20 protein-coding genes are annotated in these 21724 nt (G+C 40.1%); 8 read left to right on the top strand and 12 right to left on the bottom strand.

Annotation, left to right across the window (positions count from 1 at the left end; translation table 11 throughout):
• Positions 1–32: 32 nt before the first annotated feature.
• From clpA to rpiA, 6 genes are all read right to left on the bottom strand, one after another.
• Positions 33–2309 (bottom strand): ATP-dependent Clp protease ATP-binding subunit ClpA, encoded by a 2277-nt coding sequence (gene clpA / locus FTU64_RS01525; RefSeq protein ID WP_180007808.1) that lies wholly within the window; start codon positions 2307–2309, stop codon positions 33–35.
• Between the two features lie 12 nt (positions 2310–2321).
• Complete coding sequence (gene clpS, locus FTU64_RS01520) at positions 2322–2735, bottom strand: ATP-dependent Clp protease adapter ClpS (protein WP_180051274.1); 414 nt, start codon at positions 2733–2735, stop codon at positions 2322–2324.
• 18 nt (positions 2736–2753) lie between these two features.
• Positions 2754–3503 (bottom strand): hypothetical protein, encoded by a 750-nt coding sequence (locus FTU64_RS01515; protein WP_180054369.1) that lies wholly within the window; start codon positions 3501–3503, stop codon positions 2754–2756.
• A 79-nt stretch (positions 3504–3582) separates the two neighbouring features.
• Positions 3583–4629 carry an N-acetyl-gamma-glutamyl-phosphate reductase gene (gene argC / locus FTU64_RS01510; RefSeq protein WP_180007810.1) on the bottom strand — a complete coding sequence of 349 codons (1047 nt, stop codon included), beginning with the start codon at positions 4627–4629 and terminating at the stop codon, positions 3583–3585.
• Between the two features lie 629 nt (positions 4630–5258).
• Positions 5259–5936 (bottom strand): SprT family zinc-dependent metalloprotease, encoded by a 678-nt coding sequence (locus tag FTU64_RS01505; protein WP_180007811.1) that lies wholly within the window; start codon positions 5934–5936, stop codon positions 5259–5261.
• Positions 5937–6062: 126 nt separating this feature from the next.
• Complete coding sequence (gene rpiA, locus FTU64_RS01500) at positions 6063–6734, bottom strand: ribose-5-phosphate isomerase RpiA (RefSeq protein ID WP_078188646.1); 672 nt, start codon at positions 6732–6734, stop codon at positions 6063–6065.
• A 107-nt stretch (positions 6735–6841) separates the two neighbouring features.
• Here rpiA and ilvA point away from each other — a divergent pair, with 107 nt between their 5' ends.
• The 4 genes from ilvA to FTU64_RS01480 all read left to right on the top strand — a co-directional run bounded on the left by ilvA (position 6842) and on the right by FTU64_RS01480 (position 11195).
• Positions 6842–8380 carry a threonine ammonia-lyase, biosynthetic gene (gene ilvA, locus FTU64_RS01495; protein ID WP_180023764.1) on the top strand — a complete coding sequence of 513 codons (1539 nt, stop codon included), beginning with the start codon at positions 6842–6844 and terminating at the stop codon, positions 8378–8380.
• 173 nt (positions 8381–8553) lie between these two features.
• Positions 8554–9042: a hypothetical protein gene (locus FTU64_RS01490; RefSeq protein WP_180059097.1), complete on the top strand. Its 489-nt coding sequence runs from the start codon at positions 8554–8556 to the stop codon at positions 9040–9042.
• A gap of 104 nt (positions 9043–9146) precedes the next feature.
• On the top strand, positions 9147–9806 hold the full coding sequence (locus FTU64_RS01485) for a TrkA family potassium uptake protein (protein WP_168378595.1): 660 nt from the start codon (positions 9147–9149) through the stop codon (positions 9804–9806).
• 51 nt (positions 9807–9857) lie between these two features.
• Complete coding sequence (locus FTU64_RS01480) at positions 9858–11195, top strand: TrkH family potassium uptake protein (protein ID WP_078188650.1); 1338 nt, start codon at positions 9858–9860, stop codon at positions 11193–11195.
• A 377-nt stretch (positions 11196–11572) separates the two neighbouring features.
• On the opposite strand, the gene FTU64_RS01475 is transcribed toward FTU64_RS01480, so the two are convergent.
• From FTU64_RS01475 to FTU64_RS01460, 4 genes are all read right to left on the bottom strand, one after another.
• Positions 11573–12730, bottom strand: a complete 1158-nt coding sequence (locus FTU64_RS01475; RefSeq protein ID WP_180007814.1) for a phospholipase A — start codon at positions 12728–12730, stop codon at positions 11573–11575.
• A gap of 18 nt (positions 12731–12748) precedes the next feature.
• Complete coding sequence (locus FTU64_RS01470; RefSeq protein WP_180059096.1) at positions 12749–15688, bottom strand: insulinase family protein; 2940 nt, start codon at positions 15686–15688, stop codon at positions 12749–12751.
• Between the two features lie 141 nt (positions 15689–15829).
• Positions 15830–16597 (bottom strand): hypothetical protein, encoded by a 768-nt coding sequence (locus tag FTU64_RS01465; RefSeq protein ID WP_373886555.1) that lies wholly within the window; start codon positions 16595–16597, stop codon positions 15830–15832.
• A gap of 175 nt (positions 16598–16772) precedes the next feature.
• Positions 16773–17222: a GNAT family N-acetyltransferase gene (locus FTU64_RS01460; RefSeq protein WP_180059094.1), complete on the bottom strand. Its 450-nt coding sequence runs from the start codon at positions 17220–17222 to the stop codon at positions 16773–16775.
• Between the two features lie 277 nt (positions 17223–17499).
• Between FTU64_RS01460 and FTU64_RS01455 the strand changes: the two genes are divergently transcribed.
• The 3 genes from FTU64_RS01455 to FTU64_RS01445 are packed head-to-tail and all read left to right on the top strand — an operon-like array spanning position 17500 to position 19455.
• The gene (locus FTU64_RS01455; protein ID WP_180004657.1) at positions 17500–18504 is read left to right on the top strand and encodes an adenosine kinase; all 1005 of its coding nucleotides are present in this window, start codon (positions 17500–17502) and stop codon (positions 18502–18504) included.
• Positions 18504–18830, top strand: a complete 327-nt coding sequence (locus FTU64_RS01450) for a Rieske (2Fe-2S) protein (RefSeq protein ID WP_078188656.1) — start codon at positions 18504–18506, stop codon at positions 18828–18830. The genes FTU64_RS01455 and FTU64_RS01450 overlap by 1 nt, the downstream gene beginning before the upstream one ends.
• Before the next feature lie 16 nt (positions 18831–18846).
• A complete protein-coding gene (locus tag FTU64_RS01445) occupies positions 18847–19455 on the top strand; it encodes an OB-fold-containig protein (RefSeq protein WP_168378601.1) in 609 nt (202 codons plus the stop codon).
• Positions 19456–19542: 87 nt separating this feature from the next.
• Here the strand turns inward: FTU64_RS01445 and FTU64_RS01440 are convergent, their stop codons facing one another.
• Together FTU64_RS01440 and FTU64_RS01435 are read right to left on the bottom strand one after the other, a co-directional pair.
• Positions 19543–20169, bottom strand: coding sequence for a YidB family protein (locus FTU64_RS01440; RefSeq protein ID WP_180010117.1), 627 nt, complete (start codon positions 20167–20169; stop codon positions 19543–19545).
• A 112-nt stretch (positions 20170–20281) separates the two neighbouring features.
• Positions 20282–20752 (bottom strand): DUF6231 family protein, encoded by a 471-nt coding sequence (locus FTU64_RS01435; protein WP_168378602.1) that lies wholly within the window; start codon positions 20750–20752, stop codon positions 20282–20284.
• A gap of 34 nt (positions 20753–20786) precedes the next feature.
• Here FTU64_RS01435 and FTU64_RS01430 point away from each other — a divergent pair, with 34 nt between their 5' ends.
• Complete coding sequence (locus tag FTU64_RS01430) at positions 20787–21656, top strand: DUF2797 domain-containing protein (RefSeq protein WP_078189198.1); 870 nt, start codon at positions 20787–20789, stop codon at positions 21654–21656.
• The last annotated feature ends 68 nt before the right edge of the window (positions 21657–21724 follow it).

The raw sequence follows: 21724 nt of genomic DNA, 5'->3' as shown, positions 1-21724 counted from the left end.
GTGCAAGCACGGGTTTTTGTTAATTAAATTGATTAAGCAGGTTCAGCGGTTTGGTCTTCAAACACTTCGAGTTTTAAGCCCACTGCTTTGCCATTTTCTTTCTTCACTGAAACAGCAACATTGCCGCCATGTTCCGCAAGCTCACCAAACAAAATCATTTCAGCAAGCGGTTTTTTCAAATGCTCTTGGATTAAACGCTGCATTGGACGAGCGCCCATCAAGCGATCGTATCCTTGCTCGGCCATCCATTCGCGTGCATCTTGATCGACTTCAAGAACCACTTTCTTGTCATCTAACTGTGCCTGAAGCTCTGTTAAGAACTTATCAACCACACTTTCAATGACCGTTGTTGGTAATGCTTTAAATTGAATAACACCATCTAAACGGTTACGGAACTCTGGTGAAAATGCTTTTTTCATCGCGTCTTGGTTATCATTACTGTTGTCTTGATCCATGAAACCAATGCTCACACGTGAAATTGATTCTGCACCAATATTAGTCGTCAGCACTAACACGACATTACGGAAGTCAGACTTACGACCATTGTTATCCGTTAATGAACCATGATCCATAATTTGCAGTAACAAATTAAAGACATCCGGATGTGCTTTCTCAATTTCGTCTAGTAAAAGTACGCAATGCGGATTTTTATGAATCGCGTCAGTCAGCAAACCACCTTGATCAAAACCGACATAACCCGGAGGCGCACCAATTAAACGAGATACTGCATGACGCTCCATGTATTCCGACATATCGAAACGTACAAGCTCGACGCCTAATAATTTCGCCAATTGCTTAGTGACTTCAGTTTTACCCACGCCTGTAGGACCAGCAAATACAAAATTACCCACTGGCTTATCTGGTGCTTTAAGACCTGCACGAGATAATTTAATCGCAGATGCAAGCGCTTCAATCGCTTCATCCTGACCGAACACCACACGTTTCAGATCACGCTCAAGATTTTCAAGGACGCTCTTGTCATCTTTAGACACAGTTTTCGGTGGAATACGCGCAATTTTCGAAACGATATCTTCAATGTTTTCAACTGAAATGACTGTATCATCTTGCTCAGCTTTTAAACGACGCTGCGCACCTGCCTCATCAATCACATCAATGGCTTTATCAGGTAAGAAACGATCATTGATAAATTTCGCTGAAAGCTCAACCGCAGAAACCAACGCTTGATCTTCATATTTCACATGATGGAATTCTTCAAATTTGCCTTTTAAGCCACGCAGAATATCAATCGTTTCTGAAATAGATGGTTCATTGACATCAATTTTTTGGAAACGACGAGATAATGCATGATCTTTTTCAAAAACTTGACGATATTCTTGGAAAGTCGTTGAACCGATACAACGTAAAGTACCATTCGCCAAAGCTGGTTTGATGAGGTTCGATGCATCCATCGTGCTGCCCATACTTGAGCCTGCACCGATGATCATATGAATTTCATCAATAAATAAAATAGCTTCGGGCTTTTTCTTCAATGCATTTAGCAGTTGTTTTAAACGCTTTTCAAAATCACCACGGTATTTAGTTCCTGCAACTAAAGCACCAATGTCTAAACTAAATACTTCTGCATTTTCAAGCGGCTTAGGAGCTTTGCCATTTACAATGAGCCAAGCCAAACCTTCAGCAATCGAAGTTTTACCTACACCCGGATCACCCACCAAAAGTGGGTTATTTTTACGGCGACGGCATAGAATTTGAGCTGTACGTTCAATCTCTTTTTCACGACCAATCAGTGGATCTGTTTTGCCTTTTTGAGCTTCAACATTCAGATTGGTCGTATATAGCTCTAATGGGCCAGAATTTGAAGACGTGGTGTTTTCACCATCGAGCTCTTCGATTTCTTCTTCGGCTTGGACTTCGTCTTTACGTGTGCCATGTGACAAATACTGCGTTAATGTCAAACGGTTGATTTGATGGCGTTTAAGTAAATACACCGCAAATGAATCACGCTCTGAATACATCGCAACTAAAATGTCTGCACCTTCTACAGTGCGGTCATTACCACTCGATTGCACATGGAAAATTGCACGTTGTAAAATGCGATCAAAACTTTCTGTAGGATGTGGTGCTTGATCGCTGTTTTCGCCAAGCTTAGGGGTATGTTGTTCTACGTATTCTTCAAGTTCTTTGCGAAGCACAATAATGTCTGCGCCACATGCTTTCAATGCATTAACAGCGGAATCATTATCCAGTAAAGCCAATAATAAATGTTCTACCGTCAAAAATTCATGTCTCTTTTGACGAGCCATGCTGACAGCCAAACGTAGTGATACTTCTAATTGACGACTGAGCATGTAATCCCCTTATTAATCTTTTGGCTCAATCTGACAAAGTAATGGATGACTTTGCGACCGAGCGTAATTATTGACCTGATTTGCTTTAGTCTCTGCGATGTCTCGCGGATAAACCCCTGCAACACCCTTTCCTTCATAATGTACAGTTAGCATTACTTGAGTGGCTTGGTCAAGATTCAAAGCAAAGTATTGTTGTAAAATTTCAATTACAAAGTCCATTGGAGTGTAATCATCGTTCATTAAAACGACAGCATACATAGGAGGACGCTTTAACTCAGGTGGCGCAGTCAATACTTGAATGTCTGAATCACCATCATCCTGCATACCTTGGCTGAGAGTCGGGTTTAGATGCCAGTCCACTAAACCAGATTGGTAAAATGAATTTTTAATGTCAGATAAACACGTTTGACGCTTATTGGTTCGCATAGGATTTAGGTTTCACACTTAGTTTGCACTTGCTTCAGTTTGAGGAATTTCTGAAAGGAAGGCAGATTGATTTTCAACAGGCTGACCTTTCGACCAGCTAAAACGGCGAATAACGGGTTTAGAACCGCTTAAACGCACTTCAATAAAGTCTGGACTAAAGCCTTTTGGCATGGTCCAACGTCCAGTGAGTCGCTCACTTTCGCTAAAGTTAAAGTTTTTGTCTTCTAAAGGTACTGCAAGTACTTCTGTACCCTTAATTAGACGCAGCTCAACACTTCCAGACACATTACTTTTTGACGGACTTACTTGAACGAGATCAAGTTGGTATTCATACGCATTTTCAGGTAAAGGTTTAATCGCTAAATGTTGTACTGCAAGAGGCATACCACCACGTTGGCGCAATACTTCACGATACAAAACACTCAAATTACCAGTTAATTCTTGATCATCACGTGCTTTTTTAACAGCCAAATATAAATCATTTGAATTACTTACAGCGACATCACGCTCTTGGATTGCCGCATTCAAACTTTTATTTAGGCCTGCTAATTCAGTTTTTTGCTTTTGCACCACATCAACAAGTTGCTCTGCATCTGCATCATAACCGACCACAGTTAAGCCCTGACGATGACCGATACTATATCCGAGCAAACCGCTGCTCAATGCAAGTACAACTGCACCAATCGCCAGTGGCATATTCGTCTTCATAAAAGGCGTTTTTTCACTGTTTTCAGATTCTGACTTGAAATTAGATTCTGTATTCGACATCGTCATCTCTTATTTTTAATTCACTCAAGGCACACATTAAAATCCAGTTTTAAATGTGTGTGAAGTTTTAAATCGTTTCTTATGGTAATAAACCAATGCCTTGAAGTCCTGCATTTTCAGCAAAACTAAACATCAAGTTCATATTTTGTACGGCTTGGCCTGCAGCACCTTTCACCAAGTTGTCTTGAGCCACCAAAATCACCAATTTTTTCGGTTGAGGTTTGCAAATCGCAATACGTAATTGGTTCGCACCACGCACAGTACGTGTTTCAGGTGAGCTACCTGCAGGCATAACATCTACAAACTGCTCATTGGCATAGAACTGTTCATATATGCTTTGTAAATCCGCAGAAGCACCTGCGTCTGTCAAATCAATATAGATAGTGCTGAGCATGCCACGAATCATCGGTACTAAATGCGGTACGAATAAAATTTCGTTAAACACACCTTTTTGACCTGAAATATTTTCTAAGGCTTCTACAATTTCAGGATGATGACGGTGACCCGCTACACCATAAGCTTTAAAGTTATCTGCATTTTCAGAATAGATCATACCCAGGCTGGCTTTACGACCTGCACCAGACACACCTGATTTTGCATCAATAATAATGCTTTCAGGTTTCACTAATCCTTCAGCTTTTAATACTGGCGCTAAACCGAGCTGAACAGTTGTTGGGTAACAACCTGGGTTACCAATCACTGAAGCCTTTTGAATTTTTTCACGGTTTAATTCAGACAAACCGTAAACTGAATCTTTTAATAATTCTGGGCAAGCATGGTCGAGGCCATACCATTTCTCAAATTGAGCTAAGTCTTGCAAGCGGAAGTCAGCAGCAAGGTCAATCACTTTAGTATTTGCAGCAACTAACTCTTCTGCGTGTTTCATTGCAACACCGTGCGGCGTCGCAAAGAATACAACGTCACATTGTTTTAGTTCTTCAATATTTAGATCTGAATAGCAAAGGTCTGTATGTGCACGCAAGCTTGGGAACATATCATCCACACGGCGGCCATTTTCAGTACGCGAAGTTAAAACTTTCACTTCTGCATTTGGGTGTCGCAGTAAAATACGCAGTAATTCAACACCTGTGTAACCTGTACCGCCGACAATACCTACTGAAATCACGCTCTTTACCTCTATTCAAAGTATCCATTTGATGACTGCGTAGTATGACAGGAAGTTACGGTTTTCTGAACTGTTTTGACATATAAAGCTTCACTTTATAATGTTAGCTTATCTTCTGAATCCTATTAAGTCAGATCATGCATATAAATCCTGATCATTACCTATCCACAGCTCAAGGTCGTGTCTTCACTAAAGAAAGAAATATTCCAGCATGACAATGCTGTTTTGACGCTTTTAAGCATGAATTAAAAACTAACCCAAAGGTTAAAATCATTTATATATTGATCGGATGCCAAGGGGCTGGGAAATCAACTTGGGCCAAAAACCAAATATCCCGCGAACCTGAAAATATTATTTTTGATGCTATTTTAGTAAAGCAATCTGAACGTCTACCGATAATTGAGCAAGCTAAATAATTGGGTAAAAAATGCGTTGCTGTATGGTTTCAAATCCCGCTCGAAGTATGCATAAAAAGAAACGCTCAACGCCCTTCAGATGAAATAGTCGATCTGATGGCATTAACCAATGTTTATTACGCATTAGAACCGCCTACATACCAAGAAGAATTTGATTTAATTGAAATAATATATTAAGAAATGCTTTAGTGTTTACAACTTAGTGCCTTTAATTCAGAGCACCCACCACCAAGGCATTGCCGTCATTTTTAGTATTTTTCGATGCTGCTGAAAATTTATATCATGCTTTTGCACTTCAGCCCAAAAGTTTGGGCTATGATCAAAGTGCTTAGTATGCGCTAACTCATGTACAGCCACATATCGTACAACTTGCTCTGGAAACAGCACCAATGCGCTATTCAGCATAATATCATGGCGCGCTGAACAGCTTCCCCAGCGCGTTTTGGGCTGACGAATTGAGCAATCACCATATTTCAAGCCTGTTTCACTGCTCACTTGCTTTAAATAAATTGGTAAATACTCTTTGGCATAAGCAATCACAAAGCTTTTTAAATATTGCTCAGGCTGTCGATCACTGATGAATAGTTGATGGCTTTCGTCATCCAAGATAAATGAATGTTTTTGCGTTTGATAAACAACCATTAACGGTTGTTCTAAATTAAATAACTTTAATTTTATTGGCAGACTTCGATCCTGCAGCCCTGCTTTTTCCTGCTGCTTCTGCCATGTCTCAATCATCCATTGTTCCGATTGTTTAAGAAAATCTTGAACTTGGCGCTGTGTACAAAACTGGGGAACCGTTAATTTAATTTGAGTTGGTTCTACACGCAGTCTTAGGCGTGTGGCACGTAATTTTCGGGTGATTTGAATTTCAGGAAGGTTGGGAGTCATATTTTTTATTAATTTTAAATCCTCCCTAACCCTCCTTTTACAAAGGAGGGAAAACCACCTAAATAAATTCAGGTGAAAAGTCCCCCTTTATCAAAGGGGGATTTAGGGGGATTCTAATAGAACAGATTAAACCGCAGTACGCTCTTCAATACCGTTATCAGTGGCTACAACAGCAATATCCGCCTTGTTTAGAGCAAAGATACCGTTACACACTACACCCGGAATGTCATTCAAAGTCTTTTCAAGCTCTAAAGCATTTAAGATATTTAAGTTGTGTACGTCTAAAATTACATTACCGTTATCAGTTACTACGCCTTCACGGTACACAGGGTCGCCGCCTAAAGAGACAATTTTACGCGCAACAGCAGAACGTGCCATTGGAATCACTTCTACAGGAAGCGGGAATTCACGTGCCAACTGATCAACCCATTTAGAATCATCTACGATACAAACGAATTTTTTCGCAATTGATGCAACGATTTTTTCACGAGTCAACGCAGCGCCGCCGCCTTTAATCATGTGCATATGACGGTCGATTTCATCAGCGCCATCCACATAGGCATCCAAACCACCAACATGGTTCATATCAACCACTTCAATGCCTAATTTTTTCAAACGTTGTGCAGTTGCTTCAGAACTTGCAACAGCAGCTTCAAGTTGAAGCTCTGGCAATAATTCGATGAGGAAGTTCACAGTACTTCCTGTACCAACACCCAAAATGCCGCCCTTTGGCAAATGCTTTAACGCAGCTTTTGCGGCAGCTTGTTTCTTTTCATCTTGGGTAGCATACAGACTCATAACTTGGCTCAACTATTTTTTGACATTTGTTGCTGATTTTACAGCCCAAATGTACGGGTGTTTGTTACAATGAACGCCTATTTTAAACTGTTAGATGGAAAATTAACATGCTGTCTCGTTTGGTTCGACAAATATTACAGGCAACGGTCTATGACGTTGCAATCGAAACCCCACTCGAAGCAGCGCCACGAATTAGTGAAAAACTAAACAATAACATTCGCTTTAAACGCGAAGATTTACAACCTGTCTTTTCTTTCAAGCTACGCGGTGCCTACAACCGTATTAGTCAATTACCGAAATCTCAGTTGGAACGTGGCGTTATTACTGCTTCTGCAGGTAACCATGCTCAAGGCGTGGCATTATCTGGTAAAAAGTTAGGTATTCGCGCCATTATTGTTATGCCTAAAACCACACCAGACATTAAAGTACAAGCGGTTAAACGCTTAGGCGGTGAAGTGGTTCTGCATGGTGATTCTTTTGACGTAGCCAATAAATATGCAATCCAATGTGCAAAAGATGAAGGTATGACCTTTATTCCACCTTATGACGACGAACTCGTTATGGCCGGTCAAGGAACCATTGCCAACGAAATTTTGCGTCAATGGCGCGATGTTGACTACGTATTCGTTGCTGTAGGCGGTGGCGGTCTCATTGCCGGTGTAGCCGCTTATTTAGGCGATGTGGCACCGCATGTTAAAGTCATTCCAGTTGAATATGACGAATCTGCATGTTTAAAAGCAGCCTTTGAAGCCAATGAACGTGTCATTCTTCCATCTGTAGGTTTATTTGCCGACGGTACAGCAGTTGCACAAATTGGTGAAAAACCATTTGAAGTGATTCAGCTACAAAAATCAGATAACTCAGGCCCAATTGTTGAGCGTGAAGTTGTACTGGTAAATACAGATGAAATCTGTGCAGCCATTAAGGATACCTTTGATGAATGCCGTAGCATTGTTGAACCATCTGGTGCAATGGCGCTTGCAGGTATCAAGAAGTATGTTGCAGAGCATGGTCTAGAAGGCAAAAATATGGTGTCGATTGTATGCGGCGCTAATATGAACTTTGACCGTCTGCGCTACATTGCGGAACGTACTGAACTGGGTGAACGTAAAGAAGCGATCTTTGCTGTGACTATTCCAGAAGAAAAAGGTTCATTCCTCCAATTCTGTCGTGCACTACAAGGCCGTAACATCACTGAGTTTAACTACCGCGCAAGCAACTCAAGTGCCGCTCAAGTATTTGTGGGTATCAGTCTCAAAAATGGCGAAAAAGAACGTCAGGAAATTTTTGAAACCTTAAAATTCCAATACGATGTAGACGATCTTTCTGATGATGAAGTGGCTAAACTGCATATCCGTTATTTAATTGGCGGTCATGCAGATATCGAGAATGAACGCTTATTCCGCGTGGAATTCCCCGAACGTCCGGGCGCACTACTGACTTTCTTAGAACGTCTTGGACCTACACATAACATCACCCTATTCCACTACCGTAACCACGGTGCTGCTGAAGGTCGTGTATTGGTGGGTATGGAAGCAACGGATGCGAAACAAAACCCAGATGGTTTAATTGAAACATTGGAAAATATTACCTATCCATATGTTGAGATTACCAATAACCTCGGTTATCAACGTTTCTTGAAATAAGTAAAATTTCTATATGAAAGCTGGGATCTAGGTTCCAGCTTTTTTATTTGCATCAACTATTTCCTGAATCAAAATAAATAAATTCATCAAATTAATTCATCAACGCTGTCATTGTTGTTAAATTCACCACACCCTATAATCCATTGAAAATAAAACAAAATGGATATTTAAAATTGAATTTTTATGCCTTATTTATGATCGTCATTGTGGGTTTAGGTGGATATTTTTATGTATATCCGGCTTATCAACTTAAGCAAGAGGAAGATAAGATTCGTCAAAGTATGAAACAAATTCCAAATCAGTCCCGTACGCAAAATCTAGAAAATATTTACGGCTATACCGCGCAAGCTGAAATGTTGAATCAATATCCAAATTACATTGTTTATATTCGCTTTGATGAGCTAAGTGATCAAACCGCTCCCGAACCTGTTCAAGCCATCATCCGTGAATTTTCATGCGATGGCTTAAACCGTTTAAAGAACAATTCTGAGCTCGTTCGTAAAGCCACCTTAAATGTCATTAAAGAAGATCAGCATCAATTTCAATACATTCTAAAAAACAAATTAGGTTATGAAATTTTTAAATACCAACAAGTTATGGATAATTGCCCCAATATTGCTGAACTTTATGCCTATCAAAATGCTGAAGAAATTAAAAATTAGAGCTTTTCGGTTTAGATGGATTATGTAAATTTTCATAGCCGCTCTAGGCTGAACAAGCTAACATCAACATATTCAATAACTTTAGAATAATTTAGGAATACGGCATGGCTCAATTCGCTGTGATTGGCTTAGGAAGTTTTGGCGCAACTGTAGCCACTGAACTCATGGGTTTAAAACACGATGTCATTGGAATCGATAGCAACAAAAAGTTTGTTGAAAGTATTTCGGACCAACTGACCCATGCAGTGATTGCTGACGCAACAGATGAGCACGTTTTACATGAACTCAATATTCAAAATTGTGAAGCCGTCGTTGTCGCAATTGGTGAAGATATTGAAGCCAGCATCTTATGTGTGCTCCATCTTAAAAACATGGGGATCAACAAAATTTGGGCCAAAGCCAAGTCCAAAGCGCATCACATGATTTTAACCCATTTAGGCATCAGCAAAATCATCCATCCTGAAGAAGATATGGGTGTCCGTGTTGCTCAGTCACTAAGTTATCCAATGGTGAGCCGCTACATGGTGCTCGAAGATGACCATTATTTGGTGAAAGTTGAAATTAAAGAATCACAACAAGGCACGCGTTTAAATCAAATAATGGATCATGTCCCTGAAGTGAAGACGATTTTGCATAAACGTGGCACCGAGCTTCAATATAGTTTAGATCCGAACCTGATTTTACAAACAGGCGATATTTTAGTGGTTGAAGGTTTACTCGAACATTTACGTCGACTGGCTAAACACTTTAAAGCAACTTTGTAATCAGCGTCGAGCTCCTTTTGCACATAATCACGCAAGATGACAGTAAAAAACATGAAACTGCACAATAAACAGCGTAATACCATTAATCTCAGCCCACCCAGTATTTTGGCATTGGGTTTTCTTGGGCTCATTATCATTGGCACCTTGCTGTTAAAGCTCCCATATTCACATCATGGTGATTTAAGTTGGATCAATGCCCTCTTTACAGCGACCTCTGCCGTAACCATTACTGGACTTTCAGTTGTGAATGTCGGCGAAGCCTATACGGTGTTTGGTAAAGTCGTGATTATGGGTTTACTACAATGCGGTGGTCTCGGTTTTATGACCTTTGCGATATTGGCCGCTATGAGTTTGTCCCCTAAAATTGGGCTAAAACAACAAATTATGGCTCAAGAAACCATTGGACAAACCAGTCTTGCCAAAGTGACCATGACTATTAAAGGCGTACTGCTTTATTCGCTATTTTTTGAAATGGTGGGAACGGTTATTTTGACCATCGCTTGGATGCAAGAATACAATTTTAACCAGGCCCTGTTCTATGCTGCCTTTTATAGTGTTTCAGCATTTAATAATGGTGGATTTTCATTATTTCCCAATAGTTTAATGAGCTTTGCTGACCGTTATTTCATTACGTTTACCATCAGTATGCTTTACATTATTGGGGGTATCGGCTTTTTGGTACTGATGGACATTAAGCGCAATAAAAGTTGGAAAAAACTCAGTACCAATAGCAAGCTGATTTTATCGACTATTGCGGGTTTAAATGTCTTTGCCTTCATCACCATTTGGTTATTAGAAGCTAATAATGCTGCTACCTTAGCTACGATGTCACTTGGTGACCAAGCCCTAAATGCTTGGTTCCATGCAACTGTTCCGCGCTCTTCGGGTTTTAACAGCTTACCCATGGAAAGCATGAGCGATGCATCTTCACTGATCACGATGTTACTGATGTTTATTGGTGGTGGTTCTCTCAGTACAGCTGGTGGCATCAAAGTCGGGACGTTTATTATTGTTGTACTCAGTGTGGTCAGTTTTTTAAGACGTGAAGATGAACTGCGTGTGTTTAACCACTCTGTTTCTGAAAAAACGACCTTTAAAGCATTAGCGGTGATTTTCATTACAGTAACGTTGATTTTCATTGGCTTTTTCAGTCTATTGCTTCTCGAACCTGATAAACGCTTTTTAGATTTGTTGTTCGAAGCGGTATCCGCTGCCTGTACAGTAGGCCTATCTCGTGGCATCACCAGTGACTTACAACCTGCTAGTTTAGTTGCCCTGATGTTATTAATGTTCGCAGGTCGACTTGGACCCTTAACACTGGCTTATCTGATTGCCACACCGAAGAAGAGTCGCTTAAAACACCCACCTTCTGAGATTCAGATTGGTTGATTTGTACATTTTCTCACAGTTATAAAAAAACCACGCCATAGCATGGTTTTTTTATTTACTGATGTTACATAGTAACATCAGTAGCGTAATTTGATTCAAATGAAAGAACGATACGCGGTAAGGTCATCCGCAAGTGTTTGAGACAGGATGACTTCTAATCAAAAATGTTTTTGCGATACTTTAAGTAAATAGACGCTAGAGAGCGAGTTTTGCGGATGACAATGGTTTTGGGTACTTTTGCCTAAACAAAAGTACCTCCAGCCGAAGGCTAATCCCTTTATTCAATCCCTAGATATAAGACTCCGTCGATTAGACTTAAAAGCATCTTAAAAATGCGAAATTACTTTTACGTCCGTAAATTAATTATTGAGCAATCATTAAAACCAATTCATTAATGATACACCGACACCGACATAGGTTGCCCGATGGTTATAGTCAATCAGGCTTTCACCATAGCCATCAAACAATTGAACTGTGCCGCGTAATTTACCATTGATTGGGAAAGTCCAATCGAACTGCACCGCACCATGTGAATCATCACCACCTTTCAATGAATGACGTAACATCAAACTAAAGTCATGATCTTTATGACGATAAAACGCTGTTAAATCCCCACGTCCCACATAATCGGTAATGTCAGGGTTGTTATCATCTTTGGTATCTTCTTCGAAACGATACCAAGGACGTAACATCAGTGCAAAATTGTCACGTTCAAATCCAAGATTTAACATGACACGATTCCAACTCCGCGATAAAGGATCAGAACGCCCATTAGACTGATGGTTAAAAGTTAAGCCCAGCATACGCCAGTTCAAACCCAAGAGTTCATAGTTGGTACGAAAAACCAGACTAGCTTCAGGCTCATAGTTGGTTTCACGGAATGGTCGTGATTCGTCTTCATTGTAGACTTGCCAACGAGAAGACTGGGTATAGCCCAACCAGATATCACCATTATCACCAAATAAGTTTTCAACAGCTTTGGTTTTTAATGACAATTGGAATTTGGCTTCCATCGATTTCAGGTTTTGTTCCTGATCGGCTTGTACCGTGTTGTTTTCATTCGGGCTTGATGGACGTTCATTTTTATCCGAAGTCCAATATCCCGGCATTAAATACACAGGTTGATAGCCACGAATATTCCACGTCCCCAATTTACTTTCTGGAGAAAGCTCCCAACGACTATCCAATAGTGAAAGATTTGGATTGAGGTTCGGTGCTTCTACAGCAAATAAACGGTCCGTAAACGCATGACTGACTTTTTCTTTGAAAGTTAGTTTCTCTGTCGGTTCAGGCTTAATTTCTTGTGCGGCTTGGCGCTCAGAAACCAACATTTCTTTTTCAGCAGGTTGCACTTTAAACAAAGCGTCATAACACGATAATCGCTCTGCATTTGACTCAAGTGCCACACATGCTTCAGCGGTAGCTGGTTTAACAGCCACTTCCGCATTTTGTGCATTTACAGTACTGACATACATTGAACTGAGCGCAATGAGGCTCAGTTGCAATGTCGTACGCTCAAGAGATTTGAACGCCATAAAAACCCCTTTTTTGTTTTAATTCACTTGTTTTATTTCGAAACCAAGCTCAACCAAAGCATCTCGCTTAGCCACCGGTGCAACCACAGCTTTTGTCGGTTGTTGTTCAACCAAATACGCCACAGCAACACGTTTTAGATCTTCCAAAGTCACATTCAACAGACGTTCACGTAACATTTGACGGAAAGCTGGCGTGCGTTTATGCAATAAAGCATAACAAGCTGTAATGGCTTCACCCGCTGGTGACCCCGGTTTATCCATGCTGGCAATTAGACCCAAAATCGCTTCTTCTAGCTGATGAGGTTGTTGTTCAGCATTCAGTAGCCACTGCACACTTGCGTCAAAATCTTTAAACGTTTCAGCTAAACGTGGGTCACGGTAGCTATAGAAACGGAATGAACATGCATTACCGTCATAGCTTGCACCACCACCATAAGCACCACCTTTTTCACGAATCGCGCTATGCAAGAAGCCATTACGCAAATAAGCCGCCAAAATCATTAAAGGTGCTGCATCTGGATGTGACACTTCCACCGCAGGATATGCTGAAGCGCAGAACTGAACATTGGCTTGAATGAGCCAAGCTTCGTCATTGTTGCTATCTGCAAAATTCACTTGAGTTAAAGCATGTGAGTTATCATCAATCGCCACTTTATCCCAAATGGTTTGAACTTCCTCAACCAATCGGTCTGAATGATGCTCTTCACACACCACCAAGAATTGTTTTGGTGCTTTAAGCAAACGGTTGTGAATTAACTTAAGCTCATCAATCAAGGCATTATAAGCCGTGTCGTCTTGCTCAATTTTGCTGACAAGTTCTGACAGCCAGTTCAGCGCGCCTAGGCCTGTATTATGATAATCACGTAGCGCCAATGCACTATGTTGACGGCCTGCAATTTGCATTGCATAACTATGACCAGAACCAGATACACGTGACTGCCAACGTGCTTTACGTTGTTGCAATAACTCTACGATACGATTTTTTTCATCAAAACGTAGCTGTTCAAAAGCCAATTTCAATAAGCGAATAGCTTCAAGATTATTCACCAATGATTTTGTGGTTAGAGTCAGCCAAGCACTAATTTGACCTTTATCGTCCACTTTTGAACGCAGCGATGCACCCATACCTAAACCGCCACTCACAGCTGTTTGTAACTGTTGTAGCTCTAAGTAGTCGTATTCACCTGCACCAACTTCACCCATCAAAATCGACAAGAGGTTGAAATACGGCGATTGCACCACTTCATCAGGAATCTGAATTAAAACTTGTTGGTAATAAAGACCATTGGTGCCTGCGTGGTAAAGATTTAACGGTGTATCTAATCCATTACTGATAATTTCGCGTAATTGACCTTGTACAATCTGTAATTGTGCAGGAACGTCTTCTAAACCTACTTTAGGCAATAGGTTCAAATCATCTGGGGTATCTTGACGAATGTTCAGTGCTTCAGTCTGCGCAATAATCTCTGCTTTTTGCGCTTCAGTTAAGTTCGCAACAATTTCTTTTAAACGTGCTTTTTCTGCTGCCGCTTCCAACGCATTTTTTTCAGCATCTGGAACCAAAGTTAATTGCACACGATGTTGATTATCAAGCAAGTAAGTTTTGATTAAGTTGGATAACCACATTGGGTCTTTCAACTCTTCCTTCACTTGTTCAATGGCCGTATCCACATCCCAGACATCCACAGGGTCTGAATGGTGAATCGCACTGCTTAAACCATTCAGAATTAAGCTTAGGCCATATGGTGTACCATCACCATTAATTTCACGCTGATGCAATTCAATCTGATGCAAAATCGCCTCAACTAAAGCTGGATCAACAGGCTTAGCCGCAACGTCTTCTAATACTTTAAACACGCCATTTTTAAATTGTTCTGCATGCTCAGGGTTTGAACCTTGAATTGCACAGTAGAACGTCATTTCATAGTTTGAGTCATCTACGCCCATGAATGGACCAGTAGACTGTGCATAACCACAGGTTTCTAAGTAATGACGTAATGGCGAAGCAGAATCTTCAAGCAATACCCCCTCAACCAAACGCATACCTAAACGTAATTTAATATTACTTGCTTCAGGCAATAACCAAGAAAGCACATGATATGTTTTGTCTTTGAGGTCTTCAGCATCAACTGCATACGTTTCGGTTACCGTTACAGGCGCAGTTAAGCGGCGCTCAGGTTTTGAATACAGCGTTTGACCTTTTTCAAATTTTGACAAAGCAAGCGTTTCAAACTGTTCTTGTAAGTTATAAGCAGGCTCATTACCAAAGGTCATGAACACCGCATTACTTGGGTGATAATGTGATTTGTAGAAACTTACTAGCTCTTCATAACTTAAGTCAGGAATGTCTTTCGGATCACCGCCTGAGTTGTAATGATATGTCGTTTCTGGGAATAAATGATGGGCAAGTTGGTGATACAACTGATCTGAAGGTGAACTCATGGCACCTTTCATTTCATTAAATACCACGCCTTTATATACAGCTTCTCCATTTTCTAGCTCAATACGAATCCCTTCTTGCGCAAAATCAAGCGGGTTCAAATTCGCAGCAAAAGCAGCATCCATATAAACTTCTAACAAGTTTTGGAAATCTTTTTTGTTTTGCGTTGCAAATGGATATGCCGTCCAATCCGCTGCGGTAAACGCGTTCATAAACGTATTGAGTGAACGACGAATCATTAAAAAGAATGGGTCACGTACAGGGAACTTTTCTGAGCCACACAGTGCCGTATGCTCAAGAATATGCGCCTCACCTTTTGAATCCATCGGCTGCGTACGGAAGGCAACTAAAAATACGTTTTCGTCATGGTTTGTGGCTAAGTGATAATGCACTGCGCCAGTCACTTTGTGTTTATATTCAGACACTAAAATGTCTAAAGCTTCAACATGATGTTGACGAATCAACTGAAACGCGGGATGTACAGTTTGAGAAATGGTTTCAGTGACATCTACAGTCATGTGTGCTCCTAATCTATTCATTTAAATTAGGCAAAGTATACCTTAAAAAATCACAACTAGATTCACCGAAACAACATTTCCAACTGTTTTAATCAACTTGAACTTTAATTTTAAAAATCACTTGTTTTCGCACTAAAACATTTAGACAGATTTTATGGATTGCCTATCATTTCGTGTTGACCAATAGACGCAAATCACAATCGCCAATAACAATACAAAAGAAGCCATAAAGCGACTTAAATCCAATCCACCTGAACTGATGGGCTTATCTAAAAAATCCCCAACAACTGCACCCAATGGACGTGTCAAAACAAAAGTGGCCCAAAATAAAATCGTCTTTGAGACCCGATTAAAAAAGTACAACAACGCCATCAATAGAATTAAACCACCAAATAGCCAAATGCCACCGCTATAGCCTAATCCTGCACTATCGGAAGTCCAGTCCCCCAAAGCTGTACCTAGCGTTTGAGAAAATGTAATCGTCAACCAATAAAAGATCTGTGTTCGCGGCAAATTCACTACACTTGGATTGATTGACCCTTCGACTCGATACCAACTAAAAAGCGATATGAGCACCAAACCCAGCAACAGCAAACTACCACCCAAGTAGCCAATCCCTAAAGAACGATCTACAAAATCCGCTAAAGTCGTACCGACCGTAGTACTGGCAATAATCGTGGCCCAATATAAATAAGGTTTATAGGCTTTGGACTGTATTTGAAAATACAGCAGACTGATAAATATGCCTGCGAAAATAAAGGTACTGAGTAAATAGCCCAAATTTAAGGACATGGACAGTGCATCACCACTGGTTTCACAAAAGGTGGTCGCAAAAATTTTAGTCAACCAAAACAGTGCGGTAATCTCAGGGACTTTTTTAACGTAGTCTTGTAGCTCAAGCGCTTGCATATGCATCACTCTATGCAGTTATTTTGATGCTTATATCTTCGATAACTAAAATGAATTTTTGCTTAAAACTTTGCTTAAAATAAAGCACTCTTTTTTTGAATTACTAAATGAAAAAAAAGCACCCGATATCGGATGCTTCATTTACAGTGTTTACTTTCTATTTTTGGATTTAAAACTAAACTAGATATTTGAAATAATTATAATTTGGATGACTTTCAACATAGACATAATTCTGCTTTTGATAGAATTTTGCAGCATTTTTAAGTTCTGTATTTAAGCACAGTGCAGAAAAATGCTTTTTCGCACCCTTTTCCAATTCCACCAATAGCTGCTTACCCACGCCATGCTGACGGTACTGCGGATGCACATAGAAACGGCGAACTCGTCCAATCCGTTCTTCTACACCAGTATCACCCCATTGCTGATTTAAACCGCCACAAGCAATTAATTTATCGCCATCATAAGCAAGCAATAATTGCTCACCCGTTTGGTCAAAACGATTTTTACCACTTTGATATTCTTCAATTAAACGGTGTATAAATGTATAGCCTTCATGCTGCGCCAAAGCAGCAATATTTTCGATTTGAGCAGGAAGTTGCTCTGCTGGAAGAATCGTAATTTCCATATATTCACACTTTTAATCTGTTATCTATTTATGATGACCAAATCATCTTGATTCAGTCTGAACACCCTATAGCTCTATAAAAGTAAAATTTTTCGATTTGCACAATAGCAAAGCTGATTAAAACGGCAACTAATTCAAAAAAAATGTAAAAATATAATGGATTTGCCCGATTTTTATACACACTTGTCCTTTAATTGAATTTTTTTCAACAAACTACAGCAATCCTGAGCATTCGTGTAAAATTAGCACTTTCATTTTTTTGATGTGAACATACAACATGGCAACTGTTGACCTTTTTGCAATTGGTAATGCACTTATTGACCAAGAATTTAAAGTCTCTGACGAATTCCTAATTCAACACAATCTGCAAAAAGGTACGATGCAACTGACAGATGGCGATACTCAAGCAGCCCTTTATAACAACCTAAAAGCCACTCAAGAATATAAAGGTCAAGCTTCTGGTGGTTCTGCAGCAAATACAACGGTTGCTTTTAGTGCTTTAGGCGGAACTGCATTTTATGGTTGTCGTGTCGGCAATGATGACTTGGGTCAAATTTACCTAAATGGTTTAAACGACGCTGGCATCCAAACTGCAACTCAATCAATCAGTGAAGGTGTAACTGGCACATGTATGGTTTTAGTCAGCCCTGATTCTGAACGTACGATGCATACTTACCTCGGTATTACTGCGGAATTGACTGATAGCCAAATTGATTTTGGCAGCTTAAATACTGCGAAATGGTTATATATCGAAGGTTATCTTTCAACATCAGACAGCGCACGCCTTGCGGTAAAACAAGCACGTCAAATCGCCAAAGCCAATGGTGTACAAATTGCATTGACCTTATCTGATCCAGCAATGGTGCAATATGCACGTCAAGGTCTAGATGAATTACTCGATGATGGCGTGGACTTATTGTTCTGTAATGAACAAGAAGCACTGATGTATACAGAAACAGATCATTTAGATGCTGCACTTACGAAATTGCAATCACTAAGCAAACACATTGTCATTACATTAAGTGCCAAAGGTGCCTTAATTCATAATGAAGCCGCAACATTTACCGTGCCAGGTCGTAAAGTTACCGCAGTAGATACCAATGGTGCTGGTGATGCTTTTGCTGGTGCTTTCCTATATGCACTCAATGCAGGTCATGACTATCAAACGGCTGCTGAACTTGCCATCTTGATCTCAAGTGAAGTTGTGGCTCAGTTTGGTCCACGCCTAGCAGTTGAAGACTATGCTCAGCTTTTACAATCATTTCAGAAGGAATGTGCTTAATGTTTAAAATTTGCATGACGGATGATGTGCCTGAACGTGAAGCACGATCATTCGAAACGCCTGAAGGTGAAACGATTTTTATCACCCAACGTGATGGCATGTTTTACGCTTATCAAAATAATTGCCCACACTTGCACGTAGAACTTGAGTTTCTAGAAAATCAGTTTCTAGATCGTGACCAAGAATTTATTGAGTGCTCAACGCATGGCGCCCTGTTTATGGTCGAATCTGGGGAATGTATTTCCGGTCCATGCCAAGGTCAAGCCCTTGAAAAAGTGAACATTAACGTGCATTCTGACGGTGGAATCTACCTCACAGAAGAATAAACACTGGAATACAACCATGTCCGCATTTTTAACAGACTATAACTTAATACCCTTTCATTTAAGTTTATTGGCCGTACTGTTATTGGGCATGGTTGAAACCATTGGCTATTACATCAATATTAGTCCTAGCCAAGTTTTGAAAAGAATTGCCCCACAGCGCATACAAGAATTGGCATTATTGAATGTCAAATTTTCCAAGACTCTGATTTTGTTCTTTCTACTGATGAATTTTAGCTTTGCAGGCTATGTACTTCAGTTCTGTATTCACGCTAAAGAAGGTCAATTCGTTCCCGCTTATTATTTAATTTTACCTGCGTTGATTATTGCCATATTCTTTACGGTATTTATGATTCATTGTTTGGATCAGGTTGTACCGCCCAAATATAAAAAACAAACCGTTAACCTACTGGGTCGTCTAGCAACCATTTCAAGTGGAAATGCCCGTCCCGGCTTTTCGGCTCAAGCGCGTGTGCGTGATGAGTTTGGTCAACTACATTATGTGCAAGTTGAACCAGAGTTTGGTGAGTTAGAATTTCAGTCAAAAATCATTTTGATTCGTCAAAAAAAATCACACTATATTGGCAAAAAAATCAGTGTGTCGAACCGTTTATTTAATCCATCTTAGCGTCACATTGTTATCATTTTTCAAATCATAAAAAAGCCAGTGTTCACTGGCTTGTATTCAATCAAATACCATCAAACGATATTGTGATTAACGCTTAAGAAAACCTGAAACCAAATTCATCACTTGTTGAATATCAGCATTCGCTTCTTGCTGATTGGTTTGTCCAGCTTGTGGCGTCAATGAGTCAATAATTTGCGGCAATACTGTTGAAATTGCACTGTACACATCTTGTTTCTGAGTTTGAGTTTCTTGTGCAACTTGCTCCACTTCGGCATCATCAAATAAATTTTGTACTTGTTGATTATTCACAGCGGCATTATCGCCAGGGCCTGTAGATACCCAATCATCAACCTGACTGCTCAAGCCCTGTCCACGTAATTTATCCAAAGCACCTTGTAGGCCACCTTGTTTTTGAATCCAAGCCAGCACCAGAGGTAACACTGCAACTAAAATGGTTGAAGCATTGCCACCACTACTACGTTGCTGCGACTGCGCTGCACCGCCCAGTTGGCCCAACACAGAGCCTAGAATTCCAGCCAAACCACCCGCTTGGTTTTGAGCATTGGTTTGTGTATTTTGAGCGCCTGCATTTGCACCCAGTTGCCCCAACACCGAACCTAAAATACCGCCTAAGCCACCTTGTTGATTTTGATTGTTCGCACCACCAAGGGCCTGCTTTGCTAAAATTTCAACAATATTATTTAAATTTGTCATTTTATTTTTCCCAGTAAAACCTAGATAAACTTAGTTACAGCATACGTGGAAAAAGACATCTCCATCATAAATGTTTGTTAATTTTTGCAATTTTTCTCAGGCTAAGTATTTGTTACCAACGGAATTTATCCCAGTTTTCAGGATTTGCCCAAAATTTAGAGTTAAACCAATCTGGGATATGTTTATAAGTCAAAATATTAAACTGCCATAAAGCAAAATCACTTTCATGTGTGGTTTTATCAATGAGCTGAGTAAAGCCTAAAGCACGTAATAATTGTTCATCGTGTAATTTACTCACCACCACGATGCGTTTGGCAAATAGGTCACGCAATTTTACCAACATCTGAGTTTTCTGCTGCTGATCCAAACTCAACATCATTTCAGTATCAAGAATCACAAATCCAAGGTCAAAACGCTGGGTAAAAGGCAGATTTAAAAACTCAGTTACGTTAAAATGTTGCCATTGAATTGGATGAAATTGATTGTATTGCTCAAGATCCTGACCAATACAGATTGCGGTTGAAATGGGCTGCTCTTTTGACAAATCGTCTAGCATAGAAGTGATGACATTTTGTTCAGCCATTGACCGCATCCTTAATAATGAAGTGAGTATTCGTATGGAACTACAAGGCATTTGCCATAAAATGCATGCAGGTCTTAAAGACCTTAGTGTAACTGATCAACATACACACAAGGCAAATGTTGAGTATAAATTTATTCTAGATCGCTCAGAAGTTGATCTACCGTTTAGCCTTGGCCAAGAAATTGAAATTGAAGCCACTGGAAATATCTACTGCATTTCTTGCGGCGCAAAAACGCCTAAATCGTATTCACAAGGTCATTGCTTCAAATGCATGAAGACTAAGGCATCTTGTGATATGTGCATTATGAAGCCTGAAACCTGTCATTATCATCTCGGGACTTGCCGTGAAGATGATTTTGCCCATGAAGTTTGCTTTCAACCGCATATTGTCTATTTAGCCAATTCGAGTGCCTTAAAAGTGGGGATTACCCGCTTGGGTCAAATGCCTACACGTTGGCTAGACCAAGGTGCGACGCAAGCTTTGCCTATTATGAAAGTTGGTTCACGTCGTTTATCTGGTCAGCTTGAAGTCATGTTTGGTACGCAAGTGGCCGATAAAACCGATTGGCGTAAATTGCTCAAAGGTGAAGCAGAACCGATCAACCTGATCGAAATTCGCGACCAATTGGTAGAAGAATTCGCACCAAAAATTCAGACCATTCGTGAAGAATTTAGCCAAAATTTAGAGTTTAATGAAACCGTTGAACTGCTAGAAGATGAGTTGCCACGCCAATTTATCTATCCGGTAGATGAATATCCTGAAAAAATCAAATCGCATAATTTGGACAAAACACCGATTATTCGAGGAAAATTACAAGGGATTAAAGGTCAGTATCTGATTTTGGATACCGGTGTGATTAATATTCGAAAATACACTGGCTATGAAATTAAAGTACGTACTTAAATCGACTCAAAGTATCTAATTAAGTTTAAAAAAGCGAGATATTTCTCGCTTTTTTACATCTACTCTAC

This window comes from Acinetobacter sp. YH12128 (assembly GCF_013418655.1).
GTDB lineage: Bacteria > Pseudomonadota > Gammaproteobacteria > Pseudomonadales > Moraxellaceae > Acinetobacter > Acinetobacter amyesii.
The sequence above is the reverse complement of the archived record's forward strand: the minus strand, read 5'-3'. Positions and strand labels throughout refer to the sequence as shown.